This window comes from Haloarcula sediminis, from assembly GCF_035656455.1.
Classification (GTDB): domain Archaea; phylum Halobacteriota; class Halobacteria; order Halobacteriales; family Haloarculaceae; genus Haloarcula; species Haloarcula sediminis.
In genome coordinates this window covers 647604-669147 of the sequence record NZ_JAYMGA010000001.1, presented here as the reverse complement: position 1 = coordinate 669147, position 21544 = coordinate 647604, and the positions used below count along the sequence as shown (strand labels likewise).

Genomic DNA, 21544 nt, shown 5'->3' with positions numbered 1-21544 from the left:
ATTCTATCGCTTTTCTCACTACACTCCAGAGGGGTTACGCCGTCGATTCGAGGTGATCGCCGATGAGTCGCGTCTCCAAGCGGACGGAGACGCTCCCGCTCATCTGTGAGTTCTGTGGGTCCGTCATCGAGGACGACGAGCAGCGCTGTCCAGCGCTCGACGACGGCCGGAGGTGCAAGGCATAATGCCGCGCTGTGACAGTTGCAGCGCGCACGTCGATCCGCGGTGGTACCGCGTCTTCCAGGGCAACGACGGTGAGCTACACGGGTGTCCGGAGTGTACCAGCCTGGCGACCCGAGCTCGCGATGCCGCCGGCGTCGACTCATCCTACCGCACCCGGACCGATCCAGGCGGCCAGACCATTCCCAGTACCGGGGGTGAGCAGCGGTGACGCTCGGCGAGGACAACATCGGGCAGAAACTCGGAACGGAGAAAGACGGCGAGTTCCGCTGTGAGTCCTGTCGAGCCCGCTGTTCTCGCAGTCCAAACGATGGCACCGAGTACGGCCACCATACCGGCTGCCCGCACCGGCCAGACGAGTTCCCGGCGGGTGGGAAGTACATCGAGAACTGCGACCACGCGCCGGCACAAGTTGGCGACCGCGCCGTCGCGACCGACGGCGGCAACACCGGCGATCGGCAGACCCACCTCGGTGAGTCCGGGCTGTGGATCCCGACCGATCTCCGGGAGTTCGATCAACAGATCGTCTTCCGAACGCCGAAGGGGACGATTCAGCACTTTGGGAGCGAGTCGCTCGACGGCTACTACGGCATGGTCACGGCCGAAGACTTCGGCCCTGCCGAGGACTTTACCGATCCGAAGAACCCCGACCTCGCTCCGAACCGCGTCCGGATCAAGCCACAGGGCGAGGAACCGATCGAGTTCGTCGTCGACCTCGATCCCGATGTTCGGTGTGACGGCGGTATCGATCGCTCGTCACTTTCGATGGCGGAGTTCAACGATTTGTTGAACACCGATGTGGAGAAGGCGAGTCCGACGACTCACGCACCCATAATCCGGGACGACAACGATTTGTTGATCTACGCAGACCGGTCGAGGAACGCTGATTCGGAGTGGGAGATTCGTGCGTACCGTGTCGTCACTCACGGATTGCGGCTCCGATTCGAAGATAGAGATCGGGCTTCGATCGCTGCGATCTTCCTGGAACACTTCGATACTGACGAACTGACCAGAAACGTCGAGAATTCGACTCGCGCGATCCACCACGGCGTTCCAGTCGCCGTGGCAGTCGATGGGAAGCCAGCAGTAGCCGCGTGGCGCTACACTCGCGGTGCGGATCGCGAGGAGTTGGCCAATCAGATGGGCGTCGGCAAGGCGACGGTCAGCGAATATCTGTCGCGATTCCGGCGTCGTGGAGTCGGGATTCCGGATGGCCTCGACTGTCCCGAAGTCGGTGAGATCGTTTCAGAGGTCCCGGAACACCTGAATCCGGGGAGTCAACAAATCGTTGCTGACGGAGGTGACTCGGCGTGAGGTTCGTCATCGTCGGCTGTGGCGCTGCGAAGCGCGACGGATCTCAGGGTCAGACCTACGCCGCGAAGGAGCTGTACACCTCGACGTACTTCCAGAAAAAGCGCGAGTTCGCCGAGACGCGCGGCGATCAGTGGATGATCCTTTCGGCGGAGCACGGACTGATCCCGCCGACTGCCGAACTCCGCCCCTACGAGACGAGCATCGACGATCTCGACGAGGGCGAAATCGACCAGCTGGCTCACGAGGTCGGTATCGATCTCATCGAGTGGCTCGCGTGGGAGCTGGGCAACGGTCGCGACGTCGACGAGATCGTGGTCCTGGCCGGCAAGAAGTACATCGAGCCGCTCCGTCAGCGGGAGACGTTCCACGCCGGCATCGAGCCGACGGTCGTGTTCCCGCTCCAGCAGAACGACCTCGGCGGGATCGGCGAACAGATGGCGTGGCTGGACGCCCGGTGTGAGGGTCACGAGCAGACGACGCTCATCACCGACGGCGGTCAGCCCGTTGACGTTACTTATCAGCGACCTCCTCGATTGGCGCTGAGAAATCACAGTCAGAACAGAGGAAGTTATCGTCCACTTTGTGAACGTAAGTCTCTGCTGAGCCACAGCCTGGGCACCTGTACTCGCTCTCGTCGAGCATACTTTTCGGGGGCATCGAGTCAACGACAACGGCCATCTGTATTAAATTCTCGTCTACTTGAGGTGATTCGGCGTGTCTGAACGCGGTACTGAGTACGTTCTTCAGTGCGTCCGAGAGCGGACCTCGCCCGAACCTGATGGAGTCCAAAACAACCAGTCGAACATCTGGACCGGTCGAAACCGGATGCGTAGCGACGGGAGTAAAGGCCAGACACCGCTCGCGAGAGGGGATGTTGACTCCGTTATCAACAGACTCACCGACGAGCGTGAGGTCTTCGAGTGGCATGGACTCCTCGCCCCGGCGACCGAGGAGCACCTGAAAGCGATTATCGAAAACGAGCGGCTGAGCGACACTCCGCGGGAGATCCTCATCGGCAAAGTGAACCGATGGCTTCAGTCAGCGGATACGGCCACTGACCAGGAGGTCACCGATGAGTAGTGGTCGCGTCGCCCAGGCGAAGGCGATCGGGACCGACGTCGAAGACCTCGTCGCCGACGACGTCGGCGACCTCGACCTCGCCCTCGACGAGGACGCCCATCACGACGCCGTAGTCTCGGACCTGCTGTGTCCGTCGCTCGTTGAGGCCAGCGTGCCCGTCGTCTTCGCCGGCATCCCGCTGGTCGAAGTCGGGACGAAAGTCGAGATCAAGGCCTGTGTGCGTCGCGACGGCCACGATCGACGCGGGCGCTGGGTCATCAAGGGCCGCGACGACGGCCAGCACGCCGCCCTGCTCGATGCCGCCGCGATGTACGCGCTGGCCGTCTACGACGACGCCGGCGCGGCGAAAGAGCTTCTGGCGGTCGTGATCATCCCGGCGTCGCTCCTGGACGAACATCTGCGTGGCAGTTGGTACGGCATCGATCGCCGAGAGGAGACGCTCGCGAAGCTCGGCTGGCCGCACGTTCTCGATAGCAGCGTTGTGGAGGTCGATTGCTGATGCCCTCGCAGAACCAGCCGGCCGACACCTCCCGGCGAATCCGCTGTCCGAGTCTGGTCGAGGACATCGGCGAAGATCCCGCCCGATGGCTCGACTGGGACCTGCTGGCTGACTCGGCACGGGCCGCGATGGTCCGGACGCTCATCGACGGCATCGACACCATCGAGCGGCTGCGAGCGTGGCGCGGCGTCGAGCGGAAGCTCGCTAACGACGACCAGAACGGCGACGCCCGGAACCCGCTGGAGGAGCCCCGCGGCCCGATCATGCAGCGCCTCGATCAGCGCGAAGAGTGGCTCAAACTGAACGGGGAGCGTCCCGATCGGCTGCCCGAAGAGATCGACAAGTCCTGTGACTGCTGCGACGTCGAGGGGTTCCTCACTGCGGCGGAGCTGCGGGAGCGAGACGCCGCAGACATGCGTCGCCGCAGCGAGGGCTACAGCCCCAGCGGCGTCGACACGAGCGAGACCAGCCCGCAGACCGAGGAGGTCGGTCTCGGAGAGTTCGCGACCGATGGAGGTGTTGAAGAGTGAGTCAGGTCGGCCCATCGACCCACGAGGTCGACGCGTGGCTCTACTACGGCCCCGTCGACGCCGGCGAGAGTCAGTCGACCGACTACGACGGGTTAGATCTCTACTACGCCGTCGCCGATCTCCTGCTGAACGAGTGCGACGGCTATCAGGAGGTCAACGACGTCGAGATCGACGGCGAGTCCTGTGACCTCCGACTCAACTACTCGGGATCAGGGATCGCCCCACGGCCGTCGGACCCGATCGACGCCGACACGCTGTACGAGTTCGACGTCCACGTCGACGGCGATGGTGAGCGGAAGGCGAACTTCAACATCTCACCGCGGTTCGAATCGATGCACAAGCCCAGCGGCGAGGGTCTAACCTTCCCGTTCCACCACACGCTGGCCGACGAGGGTGTCACGATCCACATCGAGTGTTCGAACATCGCGCTCGACGACCTTTCGAACCTGTTCGCCCGGGCGCTGTTCGAACTGGCCGATGATGTCGGCATGGGACTGTATCACGGCTACCTCGAAGGCCCGTTCGACGGCCGGATGACCGCGATCGAGCGATATCTTCGGATCACGCGGTCGATGAACGAGAAGCTCATCGGCTCCGGCGGGTTGCTCGACCGGATGGCGATGCTCTTGACCGACCAGGAGGGAACGTCGGGCCACTACCGGTTCGACAACGAGGAGGAGCGCGGCCATCATCACGCGATTCGACACAACTCCGAGGCCGCACGAACGCTTATCTCACATCACAGTCTCGGTGGACAGATCAAGACGTACCTGCCGAAAGACCCAGACGAGCACGATGAAGACGACGACCCGCTGTTTCATCCGAAGGTCGGGACGAAGCTCATCAAGAAGCGCAACGACGGCGGATCGGTCCCCTGGAACGAGCGCGACGACGTGATCCGGGAGCTCGACGAGCGGTTGCTCTCGATCCTCTCGTGGGCCGGCATCCCGACCGAGGCCGGCGGGACGACCTACGTCTCGGACTGGCACTTCGACGCTCAGTCGACTGACGACCCGGTGGCGCTCCACGCCGACCCGCTTCCGCAGCTCGAAGCGCGACAGGAGCACGTCTTGATGACGTGTCTCCGCGACATGACACCGGCCGATGCAGAGCTCACCGAGGAGTTGGCCACCGACGGCGGGATGCACGCCGAGGATCTGTCCGACTCGACTGGCCTCTCGATCTCGACGATCTACCGGATGCTCCAGCGCCTCGACGGCGTCGTCGAGAGCGACAACGGCCACGTCCAGTTCGTCTCGCAGAAGATCCGCGAGGAGGTTCGGTCGCTCGTCGAGTCTGCCGAGTATGCGATCGAGAACGCTGCCGAGCGTGCCGGCCAGCTGGTCAACATGGATATGCGACAGTCGGCCTCATCGGCGTTTGACACCTGGCTCGCGAAGTACGGCGCCGACGTCGACTGGCCCGATCGGGACGGTGGAACCGTTCAGGTCCGCCTCGATACGGTGCTCTCGAAGCTGAAGAGCCTCGACGGTCCGCATCCACGCGAGGTCATCGCCGAGATGTTCGCCGCGTGGGAGCGCGACGGTCGGAACCCGACCATCCTCGACGGCGCCGAGATCGAGGCGAGCGTTCGCAACGAAGGCCGACTCACGTTCATCGCGACCCCACCGTAGCGCCCGACAGTTGAGTGGCAACACTACGTCTCGTGACGGTTGTTTAAGTACGGTATCGCGGGCGAGGTAGGTAACCCCTGTTTCCGCTGGAGTGTTTTGCGAATGTGTCACGTCTCTTAGTGGTTATCTTGCCGGTTCTCTTGCACCACTGGCGGGCATACCCCCTTATGTGTGTGCCTAAGGGCACGCCCCTTGCGGGGCGCAAAAATACACACCGCCCCCGCACCGCTGACTCCAGATGAACCAGTAGAAACGAAGGGGTCTGAGCGGCCTGCGCCGCTGGTCGAGTATTGAAAGCGTCTGTGTCGACGCAGGGGGTAGGTTCGAGTGGCTGAAACTGGCTTCTTCTGGGCTGTTCTCCAGATCTCGAATCAGCGGGTCGTCAATAGCGCGCGCAGTATAGGGAGTACGATGTACCGGGCCCACGCGAAAGGCAACAACGCAACAATCAGCCTGATATCTCGCTCCAGTCGGCGGCGAGTGCCCGTTTTCCGATAGGTGTGATCGAGTAGCCCATCTCCTCATCTTTGACGATACAGGCTCCGAGGTCGCTATCTTCGCCGAGGTAGTTCCCGATGGTGCCACGCTTGACCGAACAGTTCGAGGCGATGTCGGCCTGGATGGAGCACCTGTTGTGTTTCACTGCGCGAAGCACCTCGATCATGTTCTCTCGTTTCGACTCTCTGGCGTAGGCCCACGGCTCCAAGACGGTCGGCAGGTCGTGCTCTTCGAGACCCTCTTGGACGCGCTTCTCCTTGGCCTCCTCGGCGTCGCGGATCGTCGTTGTCCGCTCGGCGCGAGGCTGTCCGGTCGGCTGGAGCGAGAGATCGTTCGGAACCGGGTACTCGCGACGCTTCTCCAACGCGGCCTGGACGAGCTCGGCGTCGACTTCGTCGCGATCAACGTCATCCGGGAAGTCGCTGTCGAGCAGGTACCAGTCAGAGTAGTAGTCGCGCACTTTGGGCCGCTCGTCGCCGTCGTGGATCTCGATATCGTTGACCTCGACCCACCACTCGACGTCCTCGTGGCGACGATGCCAGCCGTCGCGTGGCTCCTCGCGGACACGAGCGCCCCAGGCGATGCCGTACCGGTCGAGCCAGTTCCGGTCCTTATCCGAGAGTCCGCAGCGAGCGCCGGCGAACTCGACCGGCCACCGACGCCACTGCGGCGTCGCGACCAGTCCCTGCCCCGCGTCGAAGTCCTTGATCTGTTCTTCGAGACCATCGAGATTCAGACTCTCTTTGAGTGTGCTGATTCCCTCATCCTCGTTCGAGAGGACGATCTTGTTTCGCATGTTGATCCGTACTGCTCGGTCAACGTCGTTGACCTTCTGTGTCGAGCCGACCTTTAGGATACCGCGTGAGCCACCCTGTGAGGCGATTTCCCGAATCGTGTTGCGAGTGGCTTTCCGCTCGGACGGGTAGCGGTAGCGGTTCGGTTGGGACGGGGCGACGTTCTTCAGCTCACGAATCTCCAGCGCGATTCTCGGGATATTCTTGTACTCATCGGCCGCCTGCCAGATGAGTTGCATCCACAGGTCCATGATGACGAACCGCAGCGATCCGTGGCCACCTTTGAGGAAGTTGCAGTTCAGCGCTGCGACCGTTTCCTGGGACTTCAAGATCGCCGGCATATCGATGTTTGTGGGTGCGTTCGTGTCCTCGATCAGCCCATCGCCGGCGTACTGGGCGATCGTGTTTGCGGCCCGCTGGAGAACCTCGTCTTCCTCCATCTTGTAGGAGATGTCCCGCATCGAATCCTCGTCGTCGAGTTCGGAGACGGTGACAGTCGCCTCCATCTCGCCGGAGAGGTCCTGCAGTTCCTCGACGAGCTGGTCGACGCTGCCGGTACCCCGCCGCGTCGTCTTGATCGCCTGTTTGATCCGGCGCTCTGTCGAGCCCTTCGACGACGTCTTCCCGGCCAGCCGGAGGACAATCTCCGGTGTGAGCGTGTCGACGCCGATGGTGAACAGCTCGAAGTTGCTCGGCAGCCGGTCGGGAAGCCCCGGCATCGCCGGGACGTAGACAGTCGTATCGTAGGCTTTCGGCTCCTGGCCGAGTCGTTCGAGACTCCGGTGGATGACCGGCTCGTCATTCGGCGTCGCGATCATCGGCAGTTCGTTCCGGCCGTCATCGAGAATGGAGACCCACTTGTAGCCGTGTTCGTCCTTGAGATTGCCACAGATCCGGGCGTTCGTCGAGTCCTTCCCCTGGCGTGGGCTCGCCGTCGTCAGGATGTGGTCGCAGGACTCGTGTGGGATGGCGGCGCTCATGTCGCCGGCCGACGCCGTACTCTCGGCAGAGATGCGCTTCCGGCCGATCGGGCTCACCTCGTCCTTGTCGACCATCGAGCGCATCCCCTTCTTATCGATATGCTCCAGCGTGATCGGGGCGTATCTGGTCCGGTCAGCAGCGCCGCCGATGTAGCCCTGCGCTTTCGCGATGGCGTGCAAGACGGCGTGCTCATCGACCGGATCTGGCCGTCGGCCACGGCGGCGGTCGCGGTGCATCCGGTGGAAGGTACTGCGAGCCCACGGTGGCACGTCGTCGCTTCGAAGTACCTCCTCGCGGTCTGGGTCCAGCCAGAGGTACCAGTGGGCTCGCGAGAGGAGTGCCTCGGGGTCATCGTTCGTGTCGCCGACGATCGCGGCCTCGGCGTCGCTGATGAGCGACCTGACCGTCGCCTCGACCTCTCGGTTCTCCCGTTGCAGTTGCTGTTCGATCCAGCTCCGGAGCCGGTTCTCGGCAGCCGTCGCGGTGTCAGTTCGGTCGGTCGCCTGGATGGCGTCGTATCGGTCGCTCATGCTGAATCATCACGCTCCATTTCGGCCCACTTGTCCTCGTACCGTGCTATGAGGAGGAGTTTCAGACAGTAGGAGTGGGAGACGCTCAACAAGAAGATAGCGACAGAGACAGCCAGAAGAACGTATTCGTTTCCTACAACAGGAAATGGCTCATAGAAATCGAACCATCCAAGATACAATATAGGTGCAATAGATGTACAACAGCCAGATATCCACATCCAAAAGAACAGTGTCTCAACTGGGTCGTAAGACAATTTGTTCTCGCTCATGATGGAATCTGGAAGCCACGCTCTTCGGGCTCTGGTTCGGTCTCTGGCAGGTCGTACCGCGTATCCCACTGGCGGACCGGGAACCGGTCCGAGAAGTTCGCCCGCAGGTCGGCGACGCTGGGTGGGAGTGTCTCGGTCCGTGACCTGACAGCCGTCACCTCTCGCTCGCCGTCGGGGCTCGTGATCGACAGCTCGTGCTCGACGAGCGTCGACGGCACCAGGTCGTCGTAACACTCGGCGACGAGATCGGGATCGTACCCCATCCCGACGAATCGGAGCCCCTGCCAGATGTAGCGCCGGTCGTGTTCGATCACACGCTCGGCGAGGAGGTCCTTCGGCAAGATCCCCTCACCGGAGTTGAGCACCTCCGTCGCCAGTTGGTCCATGATGTCCGGTTTCTCCATGTTCTCGCGCCAGCCGTCGAAGTTGAGGACGTAGCGGTCCAGACACCACGCGTAGCGTTCCTCGATGGCCGGCGACGGGTGGTGGCCGTGGGACCGTTCCAAGGCCCGTACTGCCAGCGCGTCAGCCAGCTTCTGCCGGTCTTTCGAGGCGTAGCGCCGGCCTGCGAGATAGCCCATGTGGACCGTCGCGTCCTCGGCCTCGACCGTTTTCACCAGCACGCCGATCTCCTCCCACGTCGTTCCGCTCCGCTCCTGGCGGAGTGACTGTAGCCGTCGCTTGCGACGCCAGCGATCCGCCCGGTACGTGATGATGCCTGCCACCAGTGCGCCAGCTATCAACGGCGGATACAGCCACCACTGGACCCAGAACCGCACGAGGATGAGTTCGGCCATCAGCACCAGTAGTGCCGGGACGCCGAACTTCCAAACCAACTCGCCGGTCCGGAGTGCTGTCGCGAGATCCATCCGCCAGAGTTTGAACCGCTCGGTCCAACTGGCCGGCTCCGAATCGCTCTCCTCGGCTTCGAAGACGGGTTTCGTCTTGTCCGACGGCATCTCGATCGCGTCGCCGTGGCTCTCCTCGGCTGCAGCGTCTTCGAGGTAGATACGGTCGTCGTCGCCGCCGAACGTCGCCAGTATCCGCTCACGCGCTTCCTCACGCGTGTCGTCACCGAAGATGATGGCACGGGTCGTTCCGTCGGTTGTCCGGATCTCGTCGGCCATCCGGGCGATCGTGCGGCCGCTGTAGCCAGTCTCTTTGGCTGCCTGTTTGATGCGAGCGCGACGGAGCCCCCAGACGGTTCCGCGTCCGAACACGAGCGCTGCGAGGACGTAGCCCCACCCAGAGGTCATCCACTCCAACATGGCCGTGATGAGCGGCGCACTGGATGCCTGGACCTCTGTCTCTGTCGACAGCGCTGCGAGGATTCCGATTCCAGCGACGGCCGAGAGGACGACGGCGACGGCAGTCAGCGCGATCGTCGCTGGCGACGCCGATCGGAAGCTAAGAACTCGGCTTGTGACGCCTCGAAGGATGCGGATCGGTAGCAGCACCAGCCAGATGATGGGCGAGACGATTCGTGAGAATGTTCCGTATACAAGGCCGTCTCTGGTGAACACGCCTCTGTAGTAGAGGACGCCCACCACCGCCACTGTAAGAACGAATAGCGCTACCACCAGACCGACGAGTAGGCTGTGATTCTGCGCGATGGATACAACCTCAGATAGTTGCATCAGTCATCACCACCGTGGTGGTTGCCCGGACCGTAGAGCATCTTCTCATCCTCGTTCAGTTGCTCGATCAGGCGGGCGATATCGTCCCGTGCATCGCGGTACAGGTGGCCGAGGTTGTGCTCGGTCTCCATGAACTCCAACGTCGCCTTGATCTCACCGAGTGCCTGCTTCGCCGTCGGGATGCGGTCCTCGCGAGTGACTGGTTCGAGCCACGAGTCGCCGAGGTTGTCGACGTCGAGGTCGGCCGCACCATCGTGGACCTTCTCCAGTCCGTCCTCAGTCTGGCGATGCGCGCCGTGGGCGGCGAGACGGGCGAGCTGGCCAGCGCTGCGGACACCGTGACCGTCGCGCCAGTAGATCGCGTTCGCCCCGACGGCCGGCACATCTTCAAGCGGGACCTCGTCAGCGGTTTGCTTGGACTCCTCGTAGTCGAGTCGGAGTTCGCGGCGCTGTCGTTCCGCCCGACCGACGTCGTTCTGCAGCGCTTCGAGGAAGCCACCGTACCGGCGCTGAATCCACTTTGCGATGAGTCCGATACCGACGAGTGCGATGATCCAGAAGAGCCAGTTCGTGACTGCGGAATAGGCTGTTGCGAGTAGTTGCAATGCCTTCTGGGTCAGGAACCCCTCGATGAGGTCGGCGCGGTCGTTGACCCATTCGAGATACGACTCCAGTTCCTCCGGAGAACTGCCGTAGTCGTGCTCTTCGGCGAGGTCTATCAGTTCGTTGATGACGGGCTGATACTCTTCGAGGTCCGACGCGGCCACGGAGACACCGGTCTTCTGTGCGTACAGATCGATGGTCCTGCTTGAACCGTCTGCGAAGAACAACTCCAGCGTGTAGAGGCTCTCGCCGCCAGTTGGGGCTGCATCCTCATCGTAGTTGACACGGACCTGCCGGCCACCGGCCAGCACCTCGGCCTGTGCCGGCGACTGCGTGATCCGTGCGGCCTCGACGCGCTCGCTGAGGCTAAACACGGCGAACGGCCCCGAAGTCTGGTAGCTACTGTCCGAGGCGTTGACCGTGACGTCGAGGAAGTCCTGCTCGAACGTGACCGGTGTGATTCGAACTTGTGACGCCGTCGTCGGGTCGGTCTCAGTCTCGGCCTCTTGTTCTGTCGGCGTCGCTGCCGGCGTGCCGGACTCGTTGGTGGTGTTCTCGGCCTGCAGTGGTTGGGCGGGTGCGTCGAGCGTCGCGGACTGTGCGGCCGGCTGTGCGGCCGCTGTGGCCGGCCCTGCCACCAACGGGAGGAGCACGACCAGCACCAGAAGGAGTCGCTTCATGCGTTCCCTCCGGATGCGTCGAGATCACGCTGCTCGCTGGGCATCCGTTCCGGTCGGTTGTCGGCCCGTACTTCGACCTGTTTGGTGCCCGTCGGCACTCGTTCGATAGTATCCATGATCTCCTCGCGAGCGTCTTCGACAGAGCGGTACTCACGCGTCTCCAGCCGGCGGCGGAGATCCGTCAACTCGCTCTGTGTCGCGGCCAGGATCGCATCTTTCGTGTCGAGTTTCGTCTCCAGTTTCGAGTTGCGCTCTTTCACGCGCAAGTAGCTCTCGTAGGGCATGTTGATCGGCGACCGGTACGTGTAGTTGGCCGCATCAGACGGGTCGCCCGACGTCTGGTGACCTTGCGTCCGCATCACCCAGTGACCGTCATCGATACGGACTGCGTGGTTGGCGATCTCGTGTGAGACGGCGTCGCTGAGTATCGTCGCCTCCGTGCGGAGTTCTCGGTCATGTGCAACGAGCTTGCGACGCCCGAACAGGCCGAGAATCCGCGTTTCGAAGTGCTCGAAGACGACCGGGTTGCCGTCCTCGTTGGTCTCTGTCCGGCCGCGACCGAACCAGACGATCTCCGTCGAACTCTCGCTGCCGTCGTCGTCTTCGTAGATGATCTCCAGCTTGCCGCGGTTCCGATCTTTTCGGCCACGGTAGGCGACGCCGCCACTGATGCCGATGATCGCGATCGCCATCGACTTGACTGCGTTCGCGTAGGGGACCTCGGCCGGAGCGCCGTTCTTGAGCGTGAAATACGCGTACACACCAGTCGAGATGACGATCCCCCCGATGGCGATGGTCACCACCTTCGCAGGCAGCGTCAGCGTCTTGTGTTTTTTCAGCCACGACACGCTGTAGTCCGCGGCGGCTTTCTCCTCGTGTTTGATGCGGTCTGTCCCGCTGTCTGGGTTCTCTCGGTCGTCGCCGAAGACGTTCCAGCGATCCAGCGCTGCGATGACCAGGATCACGAGGACGACGGCGATGGCACCGACCGCGACGTAGTTGACCATCAGCGCCCCTCCTGGGCCAGTTTCGCTTCAGCTTGTGCCGCATCGTCGGCCGTGTCGGTGTAGCCCAGCTGGACGTGCGTCTCTTCGAGGAGATCGAGACCGTTCTCTTTCACTTCCGTGTGCTCCTCGATCCGGTCGCTCAGTGCCTCGGTGATCTGGTGGCAGCCGACGACCTCAGCGTAGCGTCTGTACGCTCGCTTCGTGGCCGCCATGTCGGAGTCGGCGTGCTCAGCTTCGATGATGCGACGTTTCTCCCGCTCCACCGGGTCGATGAACACGGGGCACCGGCTGCCGTAGTGATCGCAGCCTTTGCAGCTGTCCGGGAAGTCCTCGCGACCGTCGCCATCGACACGCCGCATCGGGAATTCGCCCATGCCCTTGTTGTCGCCGTCCTTCTGTCGGATCTCCGTGAGGTGTGCATCGACGATGCTCATCACGTCGCCGCCGGGAAGATCCTCTGCCCGCCGGAGCCAGTCGAAGATGCGTTGCCGGAGATCGGCGTCGTCGACGTAGCGGACCTCCGTTCCGAGTTCGTTTTTGAGATACGCGATGCTACCGAAGTCGTGGGTGCTGTCGTGTGTACTTGCCATAGGACGTGGTTACTCAGTTGGCAGCGGTTCCGATTCGTCGTCGTACTGCAGTCCGTCGAGAATGTCGGCTGGTGAGACGCTGGCATCTGCCGGCATCAGCAGTAGGCCGACGTCGGCGATGGTGTGGACACAGAACGCATCTTCAGGGTTGAAGACACACTCCTCGTCGGCGCTGACTGTCGACGGGATGTAGAACTGGATGTTCCCGACGCCGACCTCTGTGACCTGGCCCGTATCGCGGGCCATGGCTACAGCCCTCCGTGCGCCGTTACAATCGGCGTTCGTGTTGTAATCCGACCGCGATGAAAAAACGATCCCAGACGGGTGTGCGTGTTCCGTATCATCCTGAGAGTCGTTTCCGCAGGCTGGTACTGTTGTCCAGATTCGAGGCGTGGGCGGAGCCGAGGAACACGGCCAACATGATCAGTAGACCGCCGGCAATCACGAATGGCCAGCTTCCCGTCATCAGCAGGAAGATGCCGATCAGCAGCGTCGACCCGTTCCTGATGAGTCCGAAGGTCGCGATCGCCGTGTCGCCAGCCGTCGAGAAGGCTCTGTACAGCCAAACGCCCAGTAAGATAGCGCCGAAAAACGCGAAGATGACGATGAATGTCTCCGACATCAGTTCCGCCCCCAATCATCGTCGTCGGACCGGCTGAGCGCACTGTTGAGGTCAGCGTAGCTCTTTTTCCCGACGTTCTGGTTCTCGTAGATGCGGCTGGCGTACCGGCCGCCGTAGAACACCGAGATGATGCCGACGGCCAACACACCGGCAACGAGAAAGCCGCTCATCGCCGCGATTGCTGGTGCGAAGGCCAGTACCGCCAGGACCCAGACGGCTCGCTCGAAGTTACTCATGACTCATCTCCAAAGAGATCGCCGATCGAGCCGACGCCCGACCACCAGGATTCCCAGGACGATTTCGCCTTGTCGAACGTCGTCGGGTTGGCGGTAAACCGGAGCTGTGCGTCTGGGTCGTTGAAAACGAACTGGACGCGATGATCTCCGACCTCCCGATAGAAGACTGGGTCCTCGGAATCGGTATGAACGGGACGCCAGTCCGATTCTTGATCGAGACGGTACATCGCTTGCCACTCGGTGACCGTGCGGTCTGTCGAATCATTCTTGAGGTTGATCGTGATGGTGTCTGTCGTGTTGGTCGCGTTGTAGCGGTAGGTTCGCTTCTGGAGCCCGTCCTCGTCTTCGTCGTCGCCGAACGACGGCAGGCCGTCGAAGAGTGAGTCACCGGCGCTCTCGGCGGTGCCTGTCCACGCGAGGCTCTTGATGCGGATGTTCGACGGCGCGATAGTCGTCTGTCCGGCTGGCGGGACCGTGACCAGCACCTCGGTGTAGGTCTCTTCGCGCTCGAAGTCCCGAACGGCGTGCCAGTCGGCGGTCAGGTTGCCGTCGTTGCTCTCGATCGAGCCCAGTTCGGCCGGGTCGACGATTTCCGCACTCAGTTCGACCGTGAACGCCACACAGTAGCCGTTCGGATTCGTCGCGTTGACACGGACGAACCCGCCCGATTGCTCCACTCGGACCTCCGTGTTTCGCGCCGTCGACGTCGCCGACCCGTTGCTGGCCGCCGAAATCGTCTCGTTGTCGAACCGGAACGCGTCGTGGGTGACGGTGTTGTCACACGAGGTCTCGGTCTGTGTGGCGCTGACCGTTCCGAGCGTCGGCATCGCCATTGCGACCAGCACGATCCCGGCCAGCAGTACGGCGCGCTTCATCGAAATCGACCACCGCGTTCTTCCAGCTCCTCGTAGACCTCTTCCCCAGCCTTACCGGTGTACAGCGCTCGTGCCTTCGCTCGGATTCGTTGGACTGGCAGGACGACCATCAGTAGCTGGGCGACGGCGACGCTGGCCAGCACCGACACCAGGAAGATGTCCGCACCGAGGCTCAGCGCGACCAAGAGTAGGAACAGCACGGCGAAGAGCAGTACCGACGCGGCGCTGAACGCCCGTCGCAGCGTGAAATCCTCTCGTGACGGGACCTCCGCTGACCGGAGTCTGCTGCGTAGGTCCATGGATCAATCACGCTTCCATCGAGGGACGTCGTAGTCTCGCCGGATCGGTAGCTTTCCGGTGATGCGGTTCCAGCCCTGGTTGACCGCCGGGACGTGCCGAGCCAGCCCGATTAGGCCCAGGACGCCGACGCCGATGACGATCCCGATCAGGAGGCCGCCTGACGCCACGGTCCCGATGATGGCGAAGATGATGACCGTCATCGCGGCTCCGAGTTGCTGCCACGGCGTCGTGTCGCGGACGCCGAAGACCTTCGGGATCGTCTCGATGAACCACTGGATCAGGCCAGTCAGGCTCGGCGGGAGGACGTTGTCGAAGGTGAGGTAGTTCCAGGCCCGGCCGACGTTGTCCCGCGTTCCTCGGACTTGTCTCGTGCCAAATCCGAGGAGTCGGAACGGTGCCAGCAGCAGCGCCAGCACCAGCCCCCAGAGACGGCCCAGGCCGCTGCGGAGTGCCATCATGCCGCGGCGGAGCCAGCCGCCGGTTGACTGTCGGACTCGGTTCCCGCGCTTTTTCGCGCCGTCGTATCCGTCTTCTAATCTGTCTCGTGGCATGGTCACTCACTCGTTGCGTTCCACATCGAGCTCTCTGGAGGCCCGTACTTCGCGAGCATCTTCGCTCGGTAGCTGTTCGTGATGTCTTCGTTCGGTTCGGCGTAGTCGTCGACGAACGTCTCCAGCTCGTCCTCGGCGTTGCGACTCTGGTACCAGTCGAACGACACCGTCTGGTCGACGGTTCGGTTCCGCTTGTCGAAGGCAGCCTCGTCGAGCACCTCGGACTCGGTGTAGTTCCCGTCTGAAACCGTGCTGACGAGGTACACCGTCGCGTTGCCGTCGTCTCGGTCTGTGAAGTTCAGCGCGAAGACGTCGTGATCCGTATCAGCGGTCAGCCGGTCGTTGGCGTAGGCCTCGATCGTCTCGTTGTGTGCGTTGTACTCCCGTGCGAACTCTCTGGCGTGCTCGTTGGCGTCGGCGTCATCGTCGCCGGTTCGAGCCTCGGCCCACCGGGAGATGCTACCAGTCGCTTCGGCGATTTGTGTGCCGACGCCCTGCCAGAAGCCGCCGCTGTCGTCCTCTGCGACCAGCCCGTCGAAGAACGGACCGTCATCCGACTGGGCGGCCGCCGGCGAGACGGCCGCCGTCATCAGGACGGCCACCAGCAGGAGGGAGGTTATCGCTCTGTACATTGATCTCTCGTTGCTGTCTGTGGTTGTGGTCTGAACATGAGTGCCACCTGAGCCGCCAGGGCTCAGGAAAGGACCCGCTGCTGGAGTTGCACCAGCGACTGCCTGTGACGGGTCAAAGTGGGGTACAGGCCCCTCTCGGGGCTGGTAGTTAGCAATCAGTACGACTGTGAAGAATCCGGGTTACGAGAACAGGCCGAGGAAGCCGCCCTGCTCGTAGTTGACGACGTCGACGCCGAATCCGGGTTCCTTGTTACCCAGCGTCTGGACCTCGACGCTCTGCGTATCCTCGAAGTCCTCCGCGCCCAGCTCGATCACGTGGGCTGACTCGCCGTTGACGGTCGTCCAGGTTCCGTAGGTGGCGTCCTCGTTGTCAGCCACGTCCTCGGGTGCTTCCTCGTTGTAGACTGCGTAGTTGGTGTCCTCGACGACGACCTGGTGGAGTATGATCTCCTCTCCAGACTCGTAGTCTCGGGTTCCGAAACCGAGGAAGCTGCTGCGGTTAGCGGCAGCGTCGCTGTACGGCTGTGCGACCTCGTCGTCACTGTAGACAACGACGACATCGGTCTCAGTCCCGTTGACGCCGACGCCAGGCTGATCGGTCTCGGCGATGCTCATCTCCTCAGCGAAGATGCTGAACCCGCTGGTCTCGGTGTCGAGATCTGCGAGTCCAGTTGTCTGGGCGTCGCTTCCGGCACGGATGACGGCGCGCTCGTTGGTGTTCTCCAGCGTGACGGTCAGGTTCGTCCGGTCAGGGTTGTCGACTGCGGTGTTGTTGACGTAGCTGACGCGGATGTCCTTGTTCTCGCCGGCGTCCATCGGCATGGTGGCGAGATCGGCGTGGCTGACGTTGAACTGGTAGTACCAGGTCTCGTTCGTGCCGTCAGAGTCAGAGTCGACGGCCCCGGTCTGCGTGACGCCCTCGTCACCGGTTTCGTATGTGGCGATGACGTCGCCAGACTCCGGATCGATGATCTCGGTCGAGGCGTTCTGGCTATCGAACTCTGCTTCGAGCTGAGCCATCTCGTCTGCGCTGGCGTTGAACGCGGTCACGTTCTGGCCATCTACCCAGTCGGATTCAGATGGTGTGTCGGCGGTCTCGGCGTCGTTGGTTGGTCCGGCGGCCATCGCGATCCCGGCCGAGCCGGTGATCATCAGGGCCGTCAGTGCTAATGCGACTATGCGGTTGGATTGTGAACTCATGTGTTCGGAGAAGTCTGTTAGTTAGCGGGCGATGCAGTGGTCTGGCGTCGACGGCGGCGGAACCACTGGAGGGGGCGGAATCCCGCCTGTCTCGCTCTTGATGGTTGTCTGTGTCATTGGGATCATCCTTTGAGAACGAAGCTCAGTGCTGCGAATGTGATGTCTGTCGTGCCGGAGATGTTGCGCAGCTCGGCCTCAGTATTACGCGAATCCGATGCCGCCAGACTCGGCAGAATTGAACGCGGAAATGTTTCTAACATCACCAATATCAGGTGTTCCATTGGTGGTTGTGGCATCATTCAGGACTGCTCGTGAGCCCCACCCAAGACTGACGTCTTCTTTGCCAGCGCCACTGACATCGGCCTCTGGCATCACGATTTCGCTGGCGGTGAGGTTCGCACCGTGGTCGGTGCAATTGGTCAGATCCGTCCGGAACGCAATCACATACGACCCCTGCCCGGGCCGGACCCCAACACGACAGTCCGATGCGTTCGCGTCCTTGAGTGTTCCCTGCGCACCCTGGACCAGTCGCATACCGATTCCACCGCAACCAGACAAGTCCGCTTCGTCGAAGTACCCGATTGCGTGCCCGCCTAACTTCACACCTCGTTCTGTCATATCGCGACAGATACTTTGCCACCCAGTCACCGTCGAGATCCTGAATGCGTTTACACCGCGCCACATTTGCTCGAACCCACACCCGATGCCGATGTGGGCATGTGATCCCCAACCAAGTGCTAACCCTTCGACCTTTTCCGAGGCATTTGAGGCGTTGAACAATGTCCTGATTGCCGGGACGTGAGCACCATCATATCCGACGAACATATTCAGCTCACCAGTGCCCGTAGAATCTGAAAGTCCTGTGTCATCAACGCCGACAGTCCCATCCTCCGATTTGATGGACACGTGCCGCAAGTCCTGTTGTTGAAGATGCACCGTACTCTGGAAGGCATGGCCCGATTCGAGGATTATATCGACAGTCACGCCCGGCGGTGTGCGTCGGCATTTCACCTCGTCGATCGCTTCTGACACTGTATCGAAGTCAGATGGAACATGAATCGTGATGGTCTCGCTGGTCGTTCGCGAGACTCGTGACCGGATAGGAGCCGTCAGTTCGCCGGCATTATTAAAATAGTCCGAAGTGTCGTCGTGTGTCTGCATACTTGTAGTGCAATCGTCGCCGAACAAAGTGTCCCACCAACCGCACTCTTCCGCACCGCCATCGCCGAAAATTGTCATTGCCCCCAACGACCTGAGAAAATCCCGTCGACCTGTGTTCTTTTTCATGAGTTGTGTTTGAAGTGTATTTGTTGCTCAGAAATATCCGTTCGGGTATGTCGTAGTTACCCGATTAGATCCTGATCCTGGTCAGTAGCTACCGATGCGGGTGATGATTTATCAGTCAGCTTCCGGGTAGCTGAGCCACTGGTTGTCCGACGGAACATATCGCTCACGAGGCATTAGACATCCCTCCCATAGACGTTTACAGCCACATCAAAGCTTGTTGAGGCTTGTAACACTGTGAATTGAGAGAGTGGCGATACAACGTTTGCATTGATACCAGACACGAGTCCGCCCGGATTGGCTCTGGTGAATCGCTTGACTGCGGCGGTTTCGACCGTTAGAACTAGTGGAATGAAGCGGGAAACTGTCGATGCCTATGTCGAAAATTTCCCGCTTCACGAGCAAAGTCGTTCAGTTAGCTAAAAATGCTGTTGGTGAGCGAGGCGAAGTCGCCGCCCCCGAAGGGGGTGGCGGCTTCGCCGAGTATGCGGTGGTGTCGCTGCACTGTCTGAGGGTTTACCTGGAAAAATCCTACCGAGAAGCACTAGATTTGCTGAGTGAGATGCCACAAATACTCGGGGAGATCGGCCTCAACGCGGCCGATCTCCCCGATCACTCGACGCTAGTCAAGTGGTTTGACAGAATCAAGACAGCACTCTGGCGAGTGCTGCTGCGCCTCTCGGCGCAGGAGCACGAGCCATCCGGTCACGCCGCTATTGATGCAACGTTCTTCGACAGAGAAAACGCTAGCAAGCACTACTGTCGCCGGACGAATTACCGGGTTCAGACGCTCAAAGCGACAGCTCTTGTCGACACAGAAAGCCAAGCCATTCTGGACGTTCACTGTACGACCGAGAAACGTCACGATACACAGCTCGGCTGGCAGGTCGCCCGCCGCAACGCGGGCGACCTGCCAGCCTCGCTGCGGACAAAGGCTACGATTGGATGGATTTACGCGACAAACTCCGCGAAGAGGGCGTAAGACCACTAATCAAGCATCGTGAGTTCCGGCCCATCGATCACGCGCATAACGCGCGAATCGATGGGCCTCGATACCGCCAGAGAGCTATGTGTGAGACCGTCTTCTCCACGATCAAGCGCACGCTCGGCGACACCGTGCGTGCGCGAACTTGGTTCGGTGAATTTCGTGAACTCGTTCTGATGTGTGCGGTTCACAACATCAAGCAGTCTCTGAAACAGTGAAATCAAGCTACGTCTGGTGGTTCACCACGGCCATCAATAGGACTCAGGAAGTCCATTCTGAGTTCTCACAGTTGGCCTCGGACCCCGCTGGTTGCAATAATTTGCTATCGGAAGTGCCACTTCCCGCGAGTATCCAGCCTTGAAACACGGCTTTCTGCGTCATCTGCCAACCGATGCAGTACTGTTCTGACTCTGTGTTTCCACTCCGGCGAGCCCGAACCACCACTACATACTTCCCCGCAAGAGATATTACTTGCACAGAGGCGCGGATATTCTTCCTTGACTACTGGATAGACCTCACTAGATAGTCTCCTCTCCCCTGACTCGACGCAGGCGAAATCAGTCTCACCGAGACGGCGTTGCAACTCTTTGAGGTTGTTCGGCATTTCGGTCATGTTGATTTACTGGGAGTGTTCCCAGTAATAGATATCTTATACTCAAATGTGATAAGTGTTTTCCAGTAAGTCAGGAATTTTGGCTCCTGAGGCGCTCTAGACCAGTATTTCCTAGTTCCTCTTTCCTAGAGTTGAGGCATACTAGTTTCCTAGGAAACCTAGTCTCCTAGTCAATCTCAATTCAAATCCGCCGCATCAACGTAAGCACTTCCCGACCGGTCACCCGCCACTGACACCCCGTCCACACCGCTTCCACGCGCTCAAGGCCGCCGTCCGACCGCGGCTCGAACTCGACCTTCCGCTTGGGACCACGAACAGGTTCGTAGACGAAGCCCTTCGCGTCGGCCACCGACGACCCGCTCATCCCTCGACCCCCCGAACCAAGTCACCAACGAGCGACCCACCAACACGCGGGCCGACGGCCCACCCACGCTTCCGACGCACGTGGTCGCACCAGTCAGCGAGCGTGTCACAGGACGTCTCGTCCAGTCTGAATTTCTCGGCGGCCTCAACGGAACACCCGTTGCGGGGCTCCACAGCGACCGAGCGCTCGTAGCTGTCCCAGTAATGCGAGCAACCGTCGCCGTCAACGCCGACAAAGAGACCGGGCGATTTCGTGAGAAAACGGTCAGCAGCGCGTGTGTTCCTACTCGATAGCAATGGCTCTCGAGCACTTATTGATTTTGCTTGTAAGCCAAAAACCTGGCTTACCAAAGACCCTCGAACTCTGACTCCACCGCTGCTTTCCCATCCTCCGAAATGAGGTAGTAGGCACGGTCGTCGGCGTCAGCTTCTTGGATTTCAGCACTATCAAGCGCACTCTTGTCGACACGGAGCACAAGCCCCTCTTCGGCCATTTCTTGAAGATAGTTTTTCACAGTCTCCTTCCCCACGCGCAATTCACGGTGAATCCGAAGATTCCGGTAAAGTGCGACAGGAGACATTGCGAGAGGGTGCTCTGCCATGAATCGGAGTATCAACTCTTTCCTCTCGCTTTTCACCATGTCACTTTCGTCAATAGGCGAAACCATATTTTCACCGGAGCACTGTGAATTACCCTCACTGGCAGCGATTTTAGCTTGTGGTAGCATATTTTAGCTTATAGACTAAAGTATTAAGTAGTTGCGCCCTTGACTGTCTGAGCAGGTCGACGCGTGGCTCCTCGGGCGTCGCTCGGAAAACCGAGTGCGACGCCGTGCTTAGGACACGGGCGCCGCGTCGGCTCACAACCGCATGAACGCCATCGCCACCGGGAGCCTTGAAACCTCCCCACGATTGCACCGCCGACCGACCGCGGACACGGGTAGTCACTGTTTCCGTTCACGTTCCGCTCAGTCCCAAATCGCCAGAGGGCGGCCTTTCCGTTCACTTCCGTTCAGTTTCCGTTTACGGGTTAATCGGACGGGAGAGCCACTGAGTA

25 protein-coding genes and 1 pseudogene are annotated in these 21544 nt (G+C 61.1%); 9 read left to right on the top strand and 17 right to left on the bottom strand.

Annotated features, from left to right (window positions below):
• Nucleotides 1–62 precede the first annotated feature (62 nt).
• The 8 genes from VJ162_RS03580 to VJ162_RS03550 all read left to right on the top strand — a co-directional run bounded on the left by VJ162_RS03580 (nucleotide 63) and on the right by VJ162_RS03550 (nucleotide 5237).
• A complete protein-coding gene (locus tag VJ162_RS03580) occupies nucleotides 63–185 on the top strand; it encodes a hypothetical protein (protein ID WP_324662429.1) in 123 nt (40 codons plus the stop codon).
• Nucleotides 185–391: a DUF7563 family protein gene (locus tag VJ162_RS18585; RefSeq protein WP_455429315.1), complete on the top strand. Its 207-nt coding sequence runs from the start codon at nucleotides 185–187 to the stop codon at nucleotides 389–391. The genes VJ162_RS03580 and VJ162_RS18585 overlap by 1 nt, the downstream gene beginning before the upstream one ends.
• Nucleotides 388–1494 (top strand): hypothetical protein, encoded by a 1107-nt coding sequence (locus tag VJ162_RS03575; RefSeq protein ID WP_324662428.1) that lies wholly within the window; start codon nucleotides 388–390, stop codon nucleotides 1492–1494. Before VJ162_RS18585 ends, VJ162_RS03575 begins: the two co-directional genes overlap by 4 nt.
• A complete protein-coding gene (locus tag VJ162_RS03570; RefSeq protein WP_324662427.1) occupies nucleotides 1491–2216 on the top strand; it encodes a DUF6884 domain-containing protein in 726 nt (241 codons plus the stop codon). Before VJ162_RS03575 ends, VJ162_RS03570 begins: the two co-directional genes overlap by 4 nt.
• Nucleotides 2217–2319: 103 nt before the next feature.
• Nucleotides 2320–2574: a hypothetical protein gene (locus tag VJ162_RS03565; RefSeq protein ID WP_324662426.1), complete on the top strand. Its 255-nt coding sequence runs from the start codon at nucleotides 2320–2322 to the stop codon at nucleotides 2572–2574.
• Complete coding sequence (locus VJ162_RS03560; RefSeq protein WP_324662425.1) at nucleotides 2567–3073, top strand: hypothetical protein; 507 nt, start codon at nucleotides 2567–2569, stop codon at nucleotides 3071–3073. Before VJ162_RS03565 ends, VJ162_RS03560 begins: the two co-directional genes overlap by 8 nt.
• Nucleotides 3073–3603, top strand: coding sequence for a hypothetical protein (locus tag VJ162_RS03555; RefSeq protein ID WP_324662424.1), 531 nt, complete (start codon nucleotides 3073–3075; stop codon nucleotides 3601–3603). Before VJ162_RS03560 ends, VJ162_RS03555 begins: the two co-directional genes overlap by 1 nt.
• The gene (locus VJ162_RS03550; protein WP_324662423.1) at nucleotides 3600–5237 is read left to right on the top strand and encodes a DUF7845 domain-containing protein; all 1638 of its coding nucleotides are present in this window, start codon (nucleotides 3600–3602) and stop codon (nucleotides 5235–5237) included. Before VJ162_RS03555 ends, VJ162_RS03550 begins: the two co-directional genes overlap by 4 nt.
• 448 nt (nucleotides 5238–5685) lie before the next feature.
• Here VJ162_RS03550 and VJ162_RS03545 read toward each other — a convergent pair whose 3' ends face one another.
• From VJ162_RS03545 to VJ162_RS03475, 15 genes are all read right to left on the bottom strand, one after another.
• Nucleotides 5686–8040, bottom strand: coding sequence for a hypothetical protein (locus tag VJ162_RS03545; protein ID WP_324662421.1), 2355 nt, complete (start codon nucleotides 8038–8040; stop codon nucleotides 5686–5688).
• Nucleotides 8037–8309, bottom strand: coding sequence for a hypothetical protein (locus VJ162_RS03540; protein WP_324662420.1), 273 nt, complete (start codon nucleotides 8307–8309; stop codon nucleotides 8037–8039). The genes VJ162_RS03545 and VJ162_RS03540 overlap by 4 nt, the downstream gene beginning before the upstream one ends.
• A complete protein-coding gene (locus VJ162_RS03535; RefSeq protein ID WP_324662418.1) occupies nucleotides 8306–9766 on the bottom strand; it encodes a hypothetical protein in 1461 nt (486 codons plus the stop codon). The genes VJ162_RS03540 and VJ162_RS03535 overlap by 4 nt, the downstream gene beginning before the upstream one ends.
• 179 nt (nucleotides 9767–9945) lie before the next feature.
• On the bottom strand, nucleotides 9946–11229 hold the full coding sequence (locus tag VJ162_RS03530; RefSeq protein WP_324662417.1) for a hypothetical protein: 1284 nt from the start codon (nucleotides 11227–11229) through the stop codon (nucleotides 9946–9948).
• Nucleotides 11226–12236 carry a hypothetical protein gene (locus VJ162_RS03525; RefSeq protein ID WP_324662416.1) on the bottom strand — a complete coding sequence of 337 codons (1011 nt, stop codon included), beginning with the start codon at nucleotides 12234–12236 and terminating at the stop codon, nucleotides 11226–11228. Before VJ162_RS03525 ends, VJ162_RS03530 begins: the two co-directional genes overlap by 4 nt.
• Complete coding sequence (locus VJ162_RS03520; protein ID WP_324662414.1) at nucleotides 12236–12826, bottom strand: hypothetical protein; 591 nt, start codon at nucleotides 12824–12826, stop codon at nucleotides 12236–12238. Before VJ162_RS03520 ends, VJ162_RS03525 begins: the two co-directional genes overlap by 1 nt.
• Nucleotides 12827–12835: 9 nt before the next feature.
• Entirely contained in the window at nucleotides 12836–13072 is a 237-nt protein-coding gene (locus tag VJ162_RS03515) for a hypothetical protein (RefSeq protein ID WP_324662413.1), read from the bottom strand.
• A gap of 94 nt (nucleotides 13073–13166) precedes the next feature.
• The gene (locus VJ162_RS03510; RefSeq protein ID WP_324662412.1) at nucleotides 13167–13448 is read right to left on the bottom strand and encodes a hypothetical protein; all 282 of its coding nucleotides are present in this window, start codon (nucleotides 13446–13448) and stop codon (nucleotides 13167–13169) included.
• Nucleotides 13448–13684 carry a hypothetical protein gene (locus tag VJ162_RS03505; RefSeq protein WP_324662411.1) on the bottom strand — a complete coding sequence of 79 codons (237 nt, stop codon included), beginning with the start codon at nucleotides 13682–13684 and terminating at the stop codon, nucleotides 13448–13450. The genes VJ162_RS03510 and VJ162_RS03505 overlap by 1 nt, the downstream gene beginning before the upstream one ends.
• Nucleotides 13681–14559: a hypothetical protein gene (locus VJ162_RS03500; RefSeq protein ID WP_324662409.1), complete on the bottom strand. Its 879-nt coding sequence runs from the start codon at nucleotides 14557–14559 to the stop codon at nucleotides 13681–13683. The genes VJ162_RS03505 and VJ162_RS03500 overlap by 4 nt, the downstream gene beginning before the upstream one ends.
• On the bottom strand, nucleotides 14556–14858 hold the full coding sequence (locus tag VJ162_RS03495) for a hypothetical protein (RefSeq protein WP_324662408.1): 303 nt from the start codon (nucleotides 14856–14858) through the stop codon (nucleotides 14556–14558). Before VJ162_RS03495 ends, VJ162_RS03500 begins: the two co-directional genes overlap by 4 nt.
• Nucleotides 14859–14861: 3 nt before the next feature.
• On the bottom strand, nucleotides 14862–15410 hold the full coding sequence (locus tag VJ162_RS03490) for a hypothetical protein (protein ID WP_324662407.1): 549 nt from the start codon (nucleotides 15408–15410) through the stop codon (nucleotides 14862–14864).
• Between the two features lie 2 nt (nucleotides 15411–15412).
• On the bottom strand, nucleotides 15413–16042 hold the full coding sequence (locus tag VJ162_RS03485) for a hypothetical protein (protein WP_324662406.1): 630 nt from the start codon (nucleotides 16040–16042) through the stop codon (nucleotides 15413–15415).
• Nucleotides 16043–16222: 180 nt separating this feature from the next.
• Nucleotides 16223–17194, bottom strand: coding sequence for a hypothetical protein (locus tag VJ162_RS03480; protein WP_324662405.1), 972 nt, complete (start codon nucleotides 17192–17194; stop codon nucleotides 16223–16225).
• A gap of 249 nt (nucleotides 17195–17443) precedes the next feature.
• Complete coding sequence (locus VJ162_RS03475; RefSeq protein WP_324662404.1) at nucleotides 17444–18403, bottom strand: hypothetical protein; 960 nt, start codon at nucleotides 18401–18403, stop codon at nucleotides 17444–17446.
• Nucleotides 18404–18902: 499 nt separating this feature from the next.
• Between VJ162_RS03475 and VJ162_RS03470 the strand changes: the two are divergent.
• Nucleotides 18903–19729: pseudogene (locus VJ162_RS03470) on the top strand (IS5 family transposase).
• Between the two features lie 576 nt (nucleotides 19730–20305).
• On the opposite strand, the gene VJ162_RS03465 reads toward VJ162_RS03470, so the two are convergent.
• Both VJ162_RS03465 and VJ162_RS03460 read right to left on the bottom strand, forming a co-directional pair.
• The gene (locus VJ162_RS03465; RefSeq protein WP_324662403.1) at nucleotides 20306–20488 is read right to left on the bottom strand and encodes a hypothetical protein; all 183 of its coding nucleotides are present in this window, start codon (nucleotides 20486–20488) and stop codon (nucleotides 20306–20308) included.
• A gap of 343 nt (nucleotides 20489–20831) precedes the next feature.
• Nucleotides 20832–21215, bottom strand: coding sequence for a hypothetical protein (locus VJ162_RS03460; RefSeq protein ID WP_324662402.1), 384 nt, complete (start codon nucleotides 21213–21215; stop codon nucleotides 20832–20834).
• Nucleotides 21216–21544: the final 329 nt, after the last annotated feature.